The 13530-nt window shown below is 62.5% G+C and carries 14 protein-coding genes and 1 riboswitch; of the genes, 9 read left to right on the plus strand and 5 right to left on the minus strand.

The annotated features are described in order from the left end of the window. Nucleotides 1–40 precede the first annotated feature (40 nt). Nucleotides 41–499, plus strand: coding sequence for a ribonuclease H family protein (locus tag ILT44_RS08280; protein ID WP_204239108.1), 459 nt, complete (start codon nucleotides 41–43; stop codon nucleotides 497–499). Between the two features lie 462 nt (nucleotides 500–961). Here the strand turns inward: ILT44_RS08280 and ILT44_RS08285 are convergent, their stop codons facing one another. Continuing rightward, the gene (locus ILT44_RS08285) at nucleotides 962–1552 is read right to left on the minus strand and encodes a PilZ domain-containing protein (protein ID WP_204239109.1); all 591 of its coding nucleotides are present in this window, start codon (nucleotides 1550–1552) and stop codon (nucleotides 962–964) included. A gap of 168 nt (nucleotides 1553–1720) precedes the next feature. Here ILT44_RS08285 and ILT44_RS08290 point away from each other — a divergent pair, with 168 nt between their 5' ends. From ILT44_RS08290 to ILT44_RS08300, 3 genes are all read left to right on the plus strand, one after another. Then, the gene (locus ILT44_RS08290; RefSeq protein WP_204239110.1) at nucleotides 1721–2029 is read left to right on the plus strand and encodes a LuxR C-terminal-related transcriptional regulator; all 309 of its coding nucleotides are present in this window, start codon (nucleotides 1721–1723) and stop codon (nucleotides 2027–2029) included. Between the two features lie 1027 nt (nucleotides 2030–3056). Then, nucleotides 3057–4529, plus strand: a complete 1473-nt coding sequence (locus ILT44_RS08295; protein WP_204239111.1) for a DUF1254 domain-containing protein — start codon at nucleotides 3057–3059, stop codon at nucleotides 4527–4529. A gap of 555 nt (nucleotides 4530–5084) precedes the next feature. After that, nucleotides 5085–5393 (plus strand): hypothetical protein, encoded by a 309-nt coding sequence (locus ILT44_RS08300; RefSeq protein WP_204239112.1) that lies wholly within the window; start codon nucleotides 5085–5087, stop codon nucleotides 5391–5393. 246 nt (nucleotides 5394–5639) lie between these two features. On the opposite strand, the gene ILT44_RS08305 is transcribed toward ILT44_RS08300, so the two are convergent. Then, nucleotides 5640–5882: a DUF6894 family protein gene (locus ILT44_RS08305; protein ID WP_204239113.1), complete on the minus strand. Its 243-nt coding sequence runs from the start codon at nucleotides 5880–5882 to the stop codon at nucleotides 5640–5642. Between the two features lie 231 nt (nucleotides 5883–6113). Between ILT44_RS08305 and ILT44_RS08310 the strand changes: the two genes are divergently transcribed. Next, entirely contained in the window at nucleotides 6114–6368 is a 255-nt protein-coding gene (locus ILT44_RS08310; RefSeq protein ID WP_204239114.1) for a hypothetical protein, read from the plus strand. A gap of 531 nt (nucleotides 6369–6899) precedes the next feature. Here the strand turns inward: ILT44_RS08310 and cobD are convergent. Continuing rightward, the gene (cobD, locus tag ILT44_RS08315) at nucleotides 6900–7955 is read right to left on the minus strand and encodes a threonine-phosphate decarboxylase CobD (RefSeq protein ID WP_204239115.1); all 1056 of its coding nucleotides are present in this window, start codon (nucleotides 7953–7955) and stop codon (nucleotides 6900–6902) included. Between the two features lie 11 nt (nucleotides 7956–7966). On the opposite strand from cobD, the gene cbiB reads away from it, so the two are divergent. Next, on the plus strand, nucleotides 7967–8953 hold the full coding sequence (gene cbiB / locus ILT44_RS08320; RefSeq protein WP_204239116.1) for an adenosylcobinamide-phosphate synthase CbiB: 987 nt from the start codon (nucleotides 7967–7969) through the stop codon (nucleotides 8951–8953). Here the strand turns inward: cbiB and ILT44_RS08325 are convergent. Continuing rightward, nucleotides 8940–10385: a cobyric acid synthase gene (locus ILT44_RS08325; RefSeq protein WP_239468014.1), complete on the minus strand. Its 1446-nt coding sequence runs from the start codon at nucleotides 10383–10385 to the stop codon at nucleotides 8940–8942. The two genes, cbiB and ILT44_RS08325, sit on opposite strands and share 14 nt — an antisense overlap. A gap of 11 nt (nucleotides 10386–10396) precedes the next feature. Further along, complete coding sequence (gene cobO, locus ILT44_RS08330) at nucleotides 10397–11002, minus strand: cob(I)yrinic acid a,c-diamide adenosyltransferase (protein WP_204239118.1); 606 nt, start codon at nucleotides 11000–11002, stop codon at nucleotides 10397–10399. 104 nt (nucleotides 11003–11106) lie between these two features. Next, a riboswitch (cobalamin riboswitch) is annotated at nucleotides 11107–11294 on the plus strand. Between the two features lie 120 nt (nucleotides 11295–11414). Here cobO and ILT44_RS08335 point away from each other — a divergent pair. The 3 genes from ILT44_RS08335 to cobW are packed head-to-tail and all read left to right on the plus strand — an operon-like array spanning nucleotide 11415 to nucleotide 13529. Then, nucleotides 11415–12050, plus strand: coding sequence for a HupE/UreJ family protein (locus ILT44_RS08335; RefSeq protein WP_204239119.1), 636 nt, complete (start codon nucleotides 11415–11417; stop codon nucleotides 12048–12050). A gap of 19 nt (nucleotides 12051–12069) precedes the next feature. After that, the gene (locus ILT44_RS08340; RefSeq protein ID WP_204239120.1) at nucleotides 12070–12465 is read left to right on the plus strand and encodes a DUF1636 family protein; all 396 of its coding nucleotides are present in this window, start codon (nucleotides 12070–12072) and stop codon (nucleotides 12463–12465) included. 26 nt (nucleotides 12466–12491) lie between these two features. Continuing rightward, entirely contained in the window at nucleotides 12492–13529 is a 1038-nt protein-coding gene (gene cobW, locus ILT44_RS08345; RefSeq protein WP_204239121.1) for a cobalamin biosynthesis protein CobW, read from the plus strand. Nucleotide 13530 lies beyond the last annotated feature (1 nt).

The following is a 13530-nucleotide window of genomic DNA, read 5'->3' on the forward strand; positions in this document are numbered from 1 at the left end:
TAGTTGACCCGCGCTCAATCAGCGGAAGTTCCGCCCTTCCATGCTACCCCACGCTATCATTTATTCGGACGGAGCCTGCATCGGTAAGGCCGCCCTGCGCCCCGGAGGTTGGGCGGCCATCATCCTCATCGGGCAAGCGGAACGGATCATTCTGGGCTCACACCCCGCCACCACCATAACAGCTATGGAGTTGACGGCCGTGATCCACGCCCTGGAGGCTCTGCCGCCTGGCAGCCGAGCCATAGTGTACACGGACAGCGCGGCAGTCGTGGCAGGGATCACGGAGCGTCTGCCCTGGTGGCGATCACGCGGCTGGCGCACGATCAAAGGCCACAAGGTGCAGGATCGGGTGCTCTGGCAGCAGCTTGCGGAACTCGCCGCCACCCGGCAGGTGAGCTGGGTCTGGGTGAAGGGCCACGCCGGCAACCCCGATAACGAGCGCGTGGATACGCTTGCCCGCGCGCAGGCTCGGAGCGGATTTGAGCAGGAACCTTCCTAGAGTTGGCGGAAGGGAAAATCTCTTTTCGCCCCTTCATGCCATTCTCCCTCATTCCCGCGACACCGCCTACGATCACGATTAGGCCCTTCAGCTCACGCTTTTAACATAGGTTAGAATATTTGATGGGCCCGTCTGGAACGACCCTCGATTAACACAGTTACTTTGGCAAGCTTGCAACAGAGCCGGTCGGAGGGTGTGAAATGCGTGATGAAGCTGTCGACGATTGGCAAAGCGGTGAGCTTATCTTGGTCCCTCTCGCATGGAGGGAGGATGAGCTCTGGTCCCAAATCCAGGCCGCCGCCCAAGAGCGTATAAGTACAAATCTCCAGACCATATACAGCGACATGCTTCGGCAGCCTCTATCGCCTTTGCTCCTGGACATGGCCTGCAAAATCGAACGGCAACACGATGCCTCCTGACAGGAGGAAACTGGTTCCTCATGCAGGCATGGGATATGCCATGTCAGCTTGATTTCGAAGGAGTTCGAAGCTGCTCCAGAAGACGAAGGCCTGCATCGTCAGCCGGCGGGTGGAGCTCTCCCAGGAACATCACGCCATACGTTTTTGCCTCAGACCACATCAAGCGCACCGCTACGGCCTGTTCCAGGATGGGGATCTCCAGCTCGAACTCCTCTGGGAGGTCAACCGCTCCGGGCAGCCAAAGCCGCGCACCTGTCATCGATAGGTCGCGAATGGTGCAAGGAAGATGCAGGCCTTGCGGCTCAAGCCTGATGCGCCCCTCAAGGAGCGACGGCAAACGCTTGCTAAGACGCCGGCTCTGCATCCACGGATCCTCTTGAAAACTGGGGTCGAAGGAGACCACCGGCAGCCTGATCGATCGAAAGGCGCTGATCAAGGCCCAAGGGAGAGTTCGACCAGCGCCACGGCCAACCAGTCCAACGGTTCCGGGAGCGAGTTCTGGATCATGAAAGGCCGCAATGCTGCAAATAGGGTTGGAACCGGCAGCATCAACGCTGGTGCGAGGCGCTGTTTTCCTAGAGCATCGTGCGGAAAGTGGATCCGGTTTTCCCGCATCAACGATGCTCTCATCCAAGAAGAAAGCATCGGATTTGACCCCGAAAGTGGACTCCAGCTTTGGATCCGATGCTTTAGTGAAACCAAAAGCAAAAGGGCAGCCTCCTACCTCCGAAGCGCAATAGCAATTTGCCTGTCCGCAAGAGACAAATGTTAACGATGGGTTAATCCTGTTGAGGGGGGATTCATGGCCAAGTTGGACGACCGAACCGAGCCTATGAGCGCAGACGAAACACTATCCACGGCAAACGAAAACCAAGCTCTGTGTCAGTCGCTCTCTGATCCGGAGACTCAAATCCTTCTCCTGATCGCAGCCGGCAAGCAGGATGCCGAAATTGCTGTTGCCATTGAAATGGATCAGGCTGCTGTGAAGGAACACGTCAAGTCGATCCTCCGGAAGGCTATGGCCTCTGTCAGCTCGGCCAGACGCTCAAGGAGGATTGAGCTTCGCCCCTCAGAGTTTCCATCTGATATGGTCAGCCCCTTCACCGCCTAGCACGAGGCAGGAATCATCCTTGGCCAACCCTCACTAATTAGCGCGTCAGTGCAGGTGTTCAGGCAGCGCGAACAAAATCGGTTTGGTTCGGTTGTTGCCTTCAACGTATGCCCATGGCTTGGCGGGATCTAGAAGCAGTCACCCGCACTGATGCGTGTCGCGATGCCCGTATCAATCATGCGGGCCACAAGTTTACCGCCGATGCAGTAGCCGGTGTGGCGCATGACGCTCCAGCCCTTCCCAGGATCGGCTTGAATCCAGTTGACCGCGTTCGCGCAGTCGAAGTGAATCCAGATCTCAAAAAAGAAAAGCGCCTGTCCGAAGACGGCGCTTTAAGTTACGGATCTGTAGGGGCAAATATAACAAATCCGACATTTGTTACCTGCTCACACAAAACCGAACCTGTCTTCGTCTTTGGTCGAATGCTTGGTGCGACATTTTAGCAGTCTGAGCCAGAGATAGGGGTTTCCACCTATTGAATGATTTGGTTCAGCTCGATATGCCGGATGCTCCGTAGGGGCAAATACGGGTTCTAAGGGTCGTGAACACAGTCCAAATAATAGGACTGGACGCGGCCCTTTTCTTTTTCTCAGCCAGTCTTGGCGTCTCGCGTGGCCTGCAACTGCTTTATAGTTGCCCGGCTCTCTTCGACGGAAGCCCGCAAATGTCGGCTCTTAAGCGCCGAAGGGAGCCAGGCTCCTTGGTTGGTGGAGTGCCATGAGCCGCCTTTTCGCGAAGCTCGCTGCTCTCGATGGCGGGTCCGCTCAACAGCCGGTCGGCTGCGCCACCTCGGATCGCAGGGCGAATTGCGACACAACGATTCAGGGTTCTTCGCCGCGACATTCAGGGAAAACCCCGATCTGCCTGAAGAGGCAACGATGCTAAGCTGCCGACGCGATGAGCGTAAGGCCGACGGTGCGCGTTGAAGCAGTAACATCGCAGCGCGCCATCCGAGCCGCTCGACACCTTGGCAAGCCATGTCGGCTTTGAAGCCGGATGCATGAGCGCATTTCAGGAGCGAACATCCATGTCTCGATTTCGCAAAGATTCCGCTCAGCTATTCAGCGCAGCAGTTCTGGCGAGCGCCCTCGGGATCGGAGGGGCGGCGACAAGCGCCTATGCCATCACCGAACAGGAAGCCCGGGACATCGCTGTCGAAGCCTACGTATATTTTTATCCACTCGTCACCATGGACGTGACGCGCAGACAACTCACCAACCGCGAACCCGGCAAGGCGCTCGGCAGCGGTCCGATGAACATGTTCAGCAACGTGCCGACGTATCCGGCCGCAGATGACAAGGCCGTAGTTCGACCGAACTTCGACACACTCTATTCAGTCTCGTACCTGGATCTCACCAAGGAGCCCATGGTGGTCTCGGTCCCGGACACGGGCGGTCGCTACTACCTGCTGCCGATGCTCGACATGTGGACCGACGTATTCGCGTCGCCGGGCTGGCGCACGACAGGGACACAGGCGGGCGAGTTCCTCATCGCACCACCCGGCTGGCGCCCCGATCTGCGCGACAGGTTTGTCGAGGAGTTCCGGCTGCCCGCCGGGACGACGCGCATCGAGGCTCCGACCCCCTATGTTTGGATCATCGGCCGCACGAAGACCGATGGCGCGGCCGACTACGACGCCGTGCACAAGATCCAGGCCGGGTTCAAGGTCACTCCCTTATCGGATTGGGGCAAGAGCCCGCGAGCGCCCGAAGTGAAGATCGACCCGAGCATCGACATGAAGACACCGCCCAAGGTGCAGGTCGACACGATGCCGGCCAGCAAGTACTTCACCTATGCGGCGGACCTCCTGAAGGTCAACGGCCCCCACCCAACCGACGAGCCGATTCTCGCCCGCATGAAGCGGATCGGCATCGAGGCGGGCAAGAGCTTCGACGTCGAGAAGGTTGACCCGGTCGTGAGGACGGCTCTCGATGCCGCACAGGCAAGCGCCCAGCAGCTCATGGAATGGAAGGTGAAGACCTTGGCCCGCGTCGCGAACGGCTGGTCGATGAACACCGACACGATGGGCGTGTACGGCAATTATTACCTCAAGCGGGCCATCGTGACCCAACTCGGTCTTGGCGCGAACCTGCCCGAGGATGCGATCTATCCGCTCAACCTATTCGACGACACCGGCAGACCGCTCGATGGCGCCAGCAAGTATTCGATCCACTTCGAGAAGGGCGAAACGCCTCCGGCCGCAGCCTTCTGGTCGATCACGCTCTACGACCCGGAGGGCTTTCAGGTTCCGAACAGCCTCAACCGCTTCGCGGTGAGCAGCTGGATGCCGTTCAAGTACAATGCGGACGGATCGCTCGACCTCTACTTCCAGAGCGAAAGTCCAGGCAAGGATAAGGAGGCCAATTGGCTGCCCGCGCCGAAAGGACCGTTCAACCTGACGATGAGGCTCTACGCCCCAACGTCAGCGGCCCTTACTGGCAAGTGGAATCCGCCTCCGGTCATCAAGCGCGAAGCGGTGTCGAGCCTGACCGTTCAATAATGGGCACAGGGCGCCAGGGCTCGGCTCCCTGGCCCTTTACCCCGGCGCCAAGGGTGGCCCCGCAAAGCAAACGGCAGTCACCCTTAAGTCGCACATAAAAGGACATTGACGTTGGTGATGTCTGCCACAGGTTAGGGAAACATATGTTAATTCCGAAAAGAGTTGCGTCTTGCTCAAGCGCGTCCTGGGTCGCAAAACGCTACCCGATGATCCTGTCGACAGAGGGCTAGCGGCAACCGCACTGGTAGCTGCGCTGACGGCCTTGCTGATCTGCTGGCAGCTTCCCTAACAATTGGCGCCACCCCCCGCATCGACACGGGGCGCTTCTGTATTTTCCTATCCAAGGACGAGCCGAGACTGTGTGCAGGGTATAGGCTCACCAGCCATGTCCGTCCCTTCGCGCGCGCAGCTCATCTGCATTCTGCGGTGCGCTCGTCGCACCAGCATGACGCAAAAGTAGATACCCTTTTGCCCTGACCGGTCGGATGGCACGTTCTTGACCCGATGGGGTTATAGTTCATGACGTGAGACAATACTCACACCATGAGCACCGATATGCGTATTTCGACTTTATGCTTCTTTGCTGCAGCCTTCTTCTCCACGGGGGCTTTGGCACAGCCGGGTGGCTGGGCTTCCACCCCTGAAGGAAAAGCACGCTGGGACGCCTGCTACAAAGAGACCAGACTGATCCATCGAACCCGCAATATGTCCACTCTCGACTTCAAGCTGGCGGTCAAGGGCGCCCGCAGGGAGCATATGCAGGATTGCATGACGAGGGCACAGCCTCCGGCCCCGGTGCAGGTTGCCGTTCCCACGGACAGGAATCCCGAGACCGCTCTGGCAGGTTGGGCTAGCAACAACTGAGCTTGGCGGGATGCCTAACGCATCGTGCGGACCCAGAGGGCCGCGTCAGCGAAAAGTGGACCCGGTTTTCCGCACGATGCACTCATCCGATGCTCTAGAGGCGCTGGGCTCCCTTAAGGGTGGCAGAGCCGGACTCCATGCTCCGGCAATGTCGGCGGCGGTTGAATGCCGGCATTGCTCCAGACATGCGATGGGAAGCGGGCGGGACGCATCATGCAGATTCTGCAGCGAACCGTTTCGCCCCCCTCAACGCTTCATGAGCTCTATGTCCGCGCATGGGATGATCATCACCGGGCGGAGATCCTCGCCCACGATCTCGATGACGATCTCGTTGCTGTAGTCCGGCGGCATGGCAGCCCAGCTCCGCAGGAGAGTCTGGACCACCTTCAACGCTTCGGACCTGGCCGCCGCAACGTCCGGCACATCGATCCCGTTCGGATCCTCATTGATACCGAAATGGCTCCTGATATCGATGTAATAGCGGGGCACGATCGACCCTCAAACAACCCCGAACCGGAGGACATCCTCCGTCATCGTCTTCACTTATGTTAATCGACGAAAAGCATCGTTGAAATACACTCTGAATCTCCTCCCACTATTCCGGGCGAGATCTGTCATCATCCGGACTTTCGGACAGTCCAGCTTCTTTTTCGAGGCCCGAGAGGATCCGGAGGGCGACGCTTTATGTTATCGACCGTATCAATCCCGTCAGGAGCCTCGATGTTCTTTCCTTTGATGAAGCTTGCCACAGACACCACGATGCTCGCCGCTGAGGCTCAGATGGTGATCTGGACCCGCCTGTCGCAGGCTGCCATGGGCCGCGGATCCAACGCGGAGAATCTGCTCATGGTGACTGAGAAGATCACTGCTTTCACAGAAGCGGCCTCCATCATCGCTGCGGGCGGCTCCGCGCATAAGGTCATCAAGGGGTACCGCAGGAAGGTCCGCGCCAACGCGAAGCGCCTGAGTCGATAACCACGTTTGAATCGGCTGGTGGCTCTCAGGAAGTCACATCCCAGGGGTGCCATCTGCATCGAAACATCCGTCCCGATAGACGTATGACCCCTACAGCATTGATGAGCGCGTCGTTCGGGGTGGAACCGGGGGTCCACGCAATGCCCTGGTCTTCAGCATGGGTGCGACAGTTTGCAACATGCCGAGCGCTGATCCTCCTGAACAAGCTTTGCAGGAAAGCTTGGCCATTGACTGTATTCGAGAAACCGGTGCCTGCATCAGGATAAAATCCCTGTAAATGAATGGCTTTCGCACCCGTGTTCAAACCCGAATCGAATGAATAGCCAAGCTTATTGTGCTTGCGCATTGGCTGGAATATGAGCTTGACCTTGGGAAGGTACGTATTTTCCACTATTCCAATTTACAGGCAAATCAGCGTATAGATTTCATCCATTGAAGCGGAAACAATTATATAAAAGTTCACCAAAGATATATTCCCGTAGACTGATGTGTCGAAGGGGGCCGACACGGACCGAGCCGCGGACCAGTTGACTAGACTGGACGCGGCTTTTCTTTTGGGGAGGACTGAAGTTCAGGAACCTTTTGGTCCTGAGAGAAGCCATCCAGTCCCTCCTCAAGACGCTGCCAATCCGTCTCCATACGAGGCAGTCCGAACCGCAGAAGGTGTGGATTGTACTGGAACCGCCGCACCCAGATGCCGCGCCGCCCCAGGTATTGGAAGAGTTCGGGCGCCTGCCTGGTCTCCAGGAGGCGATACAGGATCGTGCCGCGAAGGGGAGCCTCCGCAACGGGGCTTAGAAGCCGATCCAGTCGGCGGGCGTCGTCCGCACGGGCGGATTTCGCGGCCTGCAGCCACTGCCAGTCCCGAAGAGCCCGCCGACCCGCCTCGATGGCAGGCCCCGAGACGGCCCATGGGCCAAGGGCCGATCTCAGCCTCGCTGCCATCTGGGCCGGCGCCAAGGCAAAGCCGATCCGCAGCCCCGCAAGGCCATAGGACTTGCCGAAGGAGCGCAGGACGACGGCGTTGCCAGGCAGCACGGGCACCAGGGACTCCCCTGCATCGAAATCGGCAAAAGCCTCATCCACCACGAGCAAGCCGCCTTGCGGGCGCAGCTCCTCCGCGTGGCGAAACAAGGCTTCGCGCTTGAGAAGCCGGCCGTCGGGATTGTTGGGATTGACGACGACCACGACATCCGCGCCATCGAGCCGGTCCGGAGCCTCGACCTCGGTCACGTCATGGCCCGCTCCACGCCAGGCATGGGCATGCTCGGCATAGGCCGGGCCGAGGATAGCCACCCGTGACCGCGGCCGGAGACGAGGCAGCAGGCTGATCAGAACCTGCGTTCCCGGCGCCGCGACCACGGCTGTGGCATCCGTGGCATCATAAGCTGCAGCCGCAGCCTCCTCCAGATCCCGGTGATCGGCAGGCGACGGTAGCCGCTCGAACAGGGAGGCTGGCAAGATCGGCACGGGATAGGCTATGGGGTTGATCCCCGTCGACAGGTCGATCCACGGCTCGGGCGCCTGCGGAAACAGCCGCCGGGCCTCGTCCAGATCGCCCCCGTGCCAGATCCGCGCCTCACTCATCCGATTCACCCATGTCCCTCTCCGACAGCCTGCTTGTATTGAGCCTCGCCCTCGCAGTGGAGGCCGCCGCCGGTTATCCCCACCGCCTTTACACGTGGATCGGGCATCCCGTCACCTGGATCGGGCAGCTGATCAAAGGGCTCGACCGGGGCCTGAACCGGGATGATCGGTCATTCGGTCGGCGCCGGGCCGCCGGCATCCTCGCCCTCTTGACCCTGCTCGCCGTCACGGGGGCGGTCGCATGGGCGGTCGAGATGCTTCTCCGGCCATTCGGCCTCATCGGCCTCATGATCCTGGCCATCCTCGCCAGCAGCCTCATCGCCCAGCGCAGCCTGCATGACCATGTGGTGGCCGTGTCGAAAGGGCTGCGCGAGGGCGGGATCGACGGCGGACGCAAGGCCGTCTCGATGATCGTCGGGCGCAATCCGCAGAGCCTCGACGAGGCTGGAATCTCCCGCGCCGCCATCGAGAGCCTTGCGGAGAATTTCTCCGACGGGATCGTCGCTCCTGCCTTCTGGCTTGGGCTCGGCGGCCTCACGGGCGCTGTTCTCTACAAAGCGGCGAACACCGCCGACAGCATGATCGGACATCGCACTCCCCGGCACGAGGCGTTCGGCTGGGCGGCGGCCCGTTTCGACGATCTGGTGAACCTTCCCGCCTCGCGCCTCGCGGCGCTTCTCATTCTCGGAGCAGCGGCCCTGAACAGGGGCGCCTCGCCTCAAGGGGCGTGGCGTGCCGTCTGGCGGGATGCTTCGCACCATCGCTCACCCAATGCCGGCTGGCCCGAGGCCGCCATGGCCGGAGCCCTGGGCCTTCGGCTCGCCGGGCCCCGAGTCTATGGCGACGTCCGGGTCGAGGATCGCTGGATGGGCGACGGGCGTGCCGAGGCGAATGCCGGAGACATCGACCGGGCGCTTGCAATCTACAGGACCGCCTGCGCTTTGTTGCTGGGTCTGGCTGCGGGATCGGCGCTGCTGGCCTGGATCATCGCGCACTGATCGCAAGCAGTCGCTCGCAATCGAGATGCGCTTCAAGGTGATCGGCGAAGCGGTCGAGGATATCGTCGACAAGAGCCTCGTAGGCGAGGTCGCTCGTCTCGGCTCCGAGCAGCCTGAGCCAGCGTGCCCGCTGGCTGTCATCCGCAAAGAGGCCATGCACATAGGTGCCGACCACGCGCCCATCCGGCGAGACGGCACCGTCCCTTTGCCCGTTCGCCAATCGCGCAAAGGCCTGTCGGGAAGCATCGGGGCCGGATGTCTCGCCGATATGCATCTCGTAGCCGGAAAAAGGGATTCCGTCCGGGATCGTGGTGCCTGTCACGGCCTCTAGCCGCTTGCTGGCCGTGAGCGTGGTCGTGACATCGAGAAGGCCCAGACCTTCGATGGAGCGGCCTGCCTCGCCCTCGATGCCGAAGGGATCGTCGACGCGCCGTCCCAGCATCTGGTAGCCGCCGCACAGGCCGAGCACCCATCCGCCCCGGCGCACATGCGCCTTCAGGTCGATGTCCCAGCCCTGCGCTTGGATGAACTTGAGATCGTCGATGGTGGTCTTGGAGCCAGGCAGCAGAACGAGCGCAGCCTTTACCGGCAACGGCTGGCCCGGCTCGACCAGAACGACCTCCACCCCCGGCTCCTCGCGCAGAGGATCGAGATCGTCGAAGTTGGAGATCCAGGGCGTCACCGGCACGGCGATGCAGACGGATCCTTTGCGTCCTTCGCGCCGCAGACCGAGACCGTCCTCTGCCGGAAGTCGCGCGGCATCGGAAAAATGCGGGACGAGGCCCAGAGCCGGCCAGCCCGTGCGCTCGGCCACGAAGCGCATGCCGCTGTCGAACAGGGCCGGATCGCCCCGGAAGCGGTTGACGACGAAGCCGCGGATCATCCCGGCGTCGCCATCGTCGAGCACCGCCTTGGTGCCGACGAGACTGGCGATCACGCCACCACGGTCGATGTCGCCCACGAGCACCACGGGCACGTTCGCCGCGCGGGCAAAGCCCATATTGGCGATGTCGCCGGCTCGGAGATTCACTTCCGAAGCGGAACCCGCGCCTTCGACAAGAACAAGATCGGCCTCCCGAGACAACCGACCGAAGCTGTCGAGAACGGCCTCCGTGAGACGCGGCTTCCAGGCTTGGTATTCCCGCGCCTTCGCCGTGCCGACCACTCGGCCCTGCACCACCACCTGCGAGCCGATCTCGCTCTGGGGCTTGAGCAGCACCGGGTTCATGTGGACGCTGGGCGCAACGCCCGCCGCGCGCGCCTGCAGCGCCTGCGCCCGGCCGATCTCGCCGCCATCGGCTGTCACGGCGGCGTTGTTCGACATGTTCTGCGGCTTGAACGGGCGAACCTTGAGGCCCTTTCGCGCAAAGACCCGGCACAGGCCGGCCACCAGGAGCGACTTGCCCACATTGGAGCCGGTGCCCTGCACCATGAGCGCGCGCATCAGAATTCGACGCCTTCCTGCGCCTTCACTCCGGCCGCGAAATGGTGCTTCACCAGGGTCATCTCGGTCACAAGATCGGCCGCCTCGATCAGCTCCGGCTTCGCATTGCGGCCGGTGACGACCACGTGGAGATCGGGCCGGCGCTGTCGCAGGGTCTCCACCACCTTGGCCAGGGGCAGATATTCATAGCGCAGCGCGATGTTGAGTTCGTCGAGGACCAGGAGGCGGATGTCCTCCCGGGCCATCAGCTCCTTCACCTTCTCCCAGGCGCGCTCGGCCGCCGCCACGTCGCGGGAGCGGTCCTGCGTCTCCCAGGTGAAGCCCTCTCCCATGGTGTGCCACTCCACCTGATCACTGAACCGGTCGAGGGCTAGGCGCTCGCCGGTTTCCCAGGCGCCCTTGATGAATTGCACCACCCCCACATGAAATCCGCGCCCGAGCGCCCGTAGCATCAGCCCGAAGGCCGCCGTGGACTTGCCCTTGCCCGGACCCGTATGGACGATGAGAAGCCCCTTCTCCAGGGTCTTGGAGGCGACCTCCCGGTCCTGCACTTCCTTGCGCTTGATCATCTTGGCGCGGTGGCGCGCCTCTTCGTCCTTGGACATCCGGGCCTGCTTTCCTGTGGAAGGCCCGCACCATGAACACCCCGAGACCGGATTTCAAGGCGGAGCCTGCACCATGCCCAGGCTTGAAAGATGTCCTCAGGCTGGTTAAGCATGGTACCGACGGTGCCCCGGCAACGGGGTGAAAAGGGAATGCGGTGAGACACCGCGGCTGCCCCCGCAACTGTAAGCGGCGAGCCTACGCTCCAAATGCCACTGGGTTTATCCCCGGGAAGGCGGCAGCGGAAAGCATCGACCCGCGAGCCAGGAGACCTGCCGTCAGCCTTTGCTTCTATCGGGTCTGTCGGACGGGGTGTGCCGGCGGTGACCGTAGTCGAATGACCCTCCGTCATTCGGTTCCGTCCGTGGAAGCTCAACAGACTCGAAGATCCAGAGTCTCCCGACGGAGAGAACGATGACCGCACCGATTCTGCCCAAGACCCGCCTCCTCGCCCTGACATTCGCCGGCCTCATCGCCGCGTCTCCGGCTCTCGCCCACCATCCCATGGGCGGCATGACGCCAGCCACCTTCACGCAGGGCCTGCTCTCGGGCTTCGGCCATCCGGTCATCGGCCTCGACCACCTCGCTGCCCTCGTCGGCGTCGGCCTGGTCTCCTCGCGCTTTGCCCGCGGACTCACGCTCCCGGCCTTCTGGGTCGTCGCCATGGCCGCCGGTGTCGGCCTGCACCTGATGAGCGCCGACCTGCCCTTTGCGGAGGCTCTCGTGGCGCTGAGCGTCGTGGTCATCGGCCTCGCGGCGACCATGCGCACCACCCTGCCCTATGCCCTGATCGCGGCGCTCTTCGCTGCCGGCGGCGCGGTGCACGGCTATGCCCTGGGTGAGTCGATCGTTGGTGCGGAATCCACGCCGCTCGTCGCTTATCTCGTCGGTCTCGTCGCGGTTCAGACGGCGCTTACGACGGGGATCGCCCTCGCCGCCCGTTCGCTCGCAAAAGGCTCGCTCGCCGCTCCCTCGCTCCAGCTGCGCCTCGCCGGTCTCGCGGTCGCCGTCACCGGCGTCGCGACCCTGGCCCTGCCCGCCTTCGCCTGAGCGGATCGGCTCACAAGCGATGACCCCATCTCCTGAGGAGATCTGCCTGCATGTCTGCGTCACCTGCCGTCAGGCGGGTGGCCCGGACGACAAGGCGCTCCGGCCCGGTGCCATTCTTCACCGGGCGCTGACCGAGGCGCTTAGCGGTCCCGATGCCCCGAAGGTGCGGGTGGAGGCGGTCGAGTGTCTCTCGGTGTGCAAGCGTCCCTGCACCATCGCGGTCTCAGGCCCCGGGCGCTGGACCTACATCTATGGCGACCTGAGCGCCGAGACATCGGTCGAGACGATCCTCGACGGGCTGCGCCGTTACGCGGCGACGTCCGACGGCCTCGTGCCTTGGCGCGAGCGGCCCGAAGCCTTCCGCAAGGGCGTGGTCGCCCGCATTCCTCCGTTCAAGACAGACAGCGCGGCCTGAACGAAGCCGCCGAAAGGCAAGCCTTCATGAGCGATCTTTCAAAGATCCCCTGCACGATCATCACCGGATTCCTCGGCGCCGGCAAAACCACGCTGGTGCGCCACCTGCTGGAGAATGCGAATGGGCGCCGCCTCGCGGTTCTCGTGAACGAGTTCGGCGATCTCGGCTTCGACGGCTCCTTCATCGAGGGCTGCGGCATCGAAGGCTGCACGAAAGAGGACATCGTCGAGCTCCCCAACGGCTGCATCTGCTGCACGGTGGCGGACGATTTCGTGCCGGCCCTGAACACGCTGCTCAACCGGCCCAATCCCCCTGAGCACATCCTGATCGAGACCTCGGGTCTTGCCCTGCCCAAGCCCCTGGTTCGCGCCTTCAACTGGCCCGATATCCGCTCCCGCGTGACAGTCGACGGCGTGATCGCCGTGGTCGATGGCCCGGCCGTCGCCTCCGGCGCCTTCGCGGATGATCCGGACGCGCTCGAAGCCCAGCGCGCGGCCGACGCTTCCGTCGATCACGAGAATCCGTTGGAGGAGGTCTTCGAGGACCAGCTCCTCTGCGCCGATCTCATCCTCCTCAACAAGACCGACCAGATGCAGGCCGGCGACAAGGGCAAGGTCCTTGCCGAGATCGGGGAGCACCTGCCCCGCGCCGTGAAGGTGATCGAGACCGCTCACGGCAAGGTTGATCCGACGGTGCTGCTGGGCCTTGGCGCCGCTGCGGAAGCCGACCTCGATGCACGTCCCTCGCACCACGAGACGGCCGAGGATCACGAACACGACGATTTCGAGAGCATCGCATTCCCCGTCGATCCCGTCGCCACGCCGGAGGCGCTCGTCGCCCGCGTCGAGCGCGCGGCGGAAGCGGCCGGCGTGCTGCGCATCAAGGGCTTCGCGCCCGTGAACGGCAAGCCCATGCGTCTCGTGGTCCAGGGCGTCGGCCAGCGCGTCGCGCATCACTTCGACCGGCCGTGGAAGGTGGGCGAGGCACGGGACGGGCGCATGGTCGTCATCGGCCTGAAAGGCTTCGACGCGAAGGCCGTCGAAGCCGCTTTGCGCGCGGGATGAC

The sequence above is a fragment of the Microvirga arvi genome (assembly GCF_016892765.1).
GTDB classification, from domain to species: Bacteria; Pseudomonadota; Alphaproteobacteria; order Rhizobiales; family Beijerinckiaceae; genus Microvirga; species Microvirga arvi.

What these genes read in the sequence shown, in the direction of transcription:
- ILT44_RS08310 (WP_204239114.1), top strand. Translation starts at nt 6,114, where the DNA reads ATGTTCTTTCCTTTGATGAAGCTTGCCACAGACACCACGATGCTCGCC.
- ILT44_RS08290 (WP_204239110.1), top strand. Translation starts at nt 1,721, where the DNA reads ATGGCCAAGTTGGACGACCGAACCGAGCCTATGAGCGCAGACGAAACA.
- cbiB (WP_204239116.1), top strand. Translation starts at nt 7,967, where the DNA reads ATGTCCCTCTCCGACAGCCTGCTTGTATTGAGCCTCGCCCTCGCAGTG.
- ILT44_RS08325 (WP_239468014.1), bottom strand. Translation starts at nt 10,385, where the DNA reads ATGGTGCAGGGCACCGGCTCCAATGTGGGCAAGTCGCTCCTGGTGGCC.
- cobD (WP_204239115.1), bottom strand. Translation starts at nt 7,955, where the DNA reads ATGAGTGAGGCGCGGATCTGGCACGGGGGCGATCTGGACGAGGCCCGG.
- ILT44_RS08335 (WP_204239119.1), top strand. Translation starts at nt 11,415, where the DNA reads ATGACCGCACCGATTCTGCCCAAGACCCGCCTCCTCGCCCTGACATTC.
- ILT44_RS08300 (WP_204239112.1), top strand. Translation starts at nt 5,085, where the DNA reads ATGCGTATTTCGACTTTATGCTTCTTTGCTGCAGCCTTCTTCTCCACG.
- cobO (WP_204239118.1), bottom strand. Translation starts at nt 11,002, where the DNA reads ATGTCCAAGGACGAAGAGGCGCGCCACCGCGCCAAGATGATCAAGCGC.
- ILT44_RS08295 (WP_204239111.1), top strand. Translation starts at nt 3,057, where the DNA reads ATGTCTCGATTTCGCAAAGATTCCGCTCAGCTATTCAGCGCAGCAGTT.
- ILT44_RS08340 (WP_204239120.1), top strand. Translation starts at nt 12,070, where the DNA reads ATGACCCCATCTCCTGAGGAGATCTGCCTGCATGTCTGCGTCACCTGC.
- cobW (WP_204239121.1), top strand. Translation starts at nt 12,492, where the DNA reads ATGAGCGATCTTTCAAAGATCCCCTGCACGATCATCACCGGATTCCTC.
- ILT44_RS08280 (WP_204239108.1), top strand. Translation starts at nt 41, where the DNA reads ATGCTACCCCACGCTATCATTTATTCGGACGGAGCCTGCATCGGTAAG.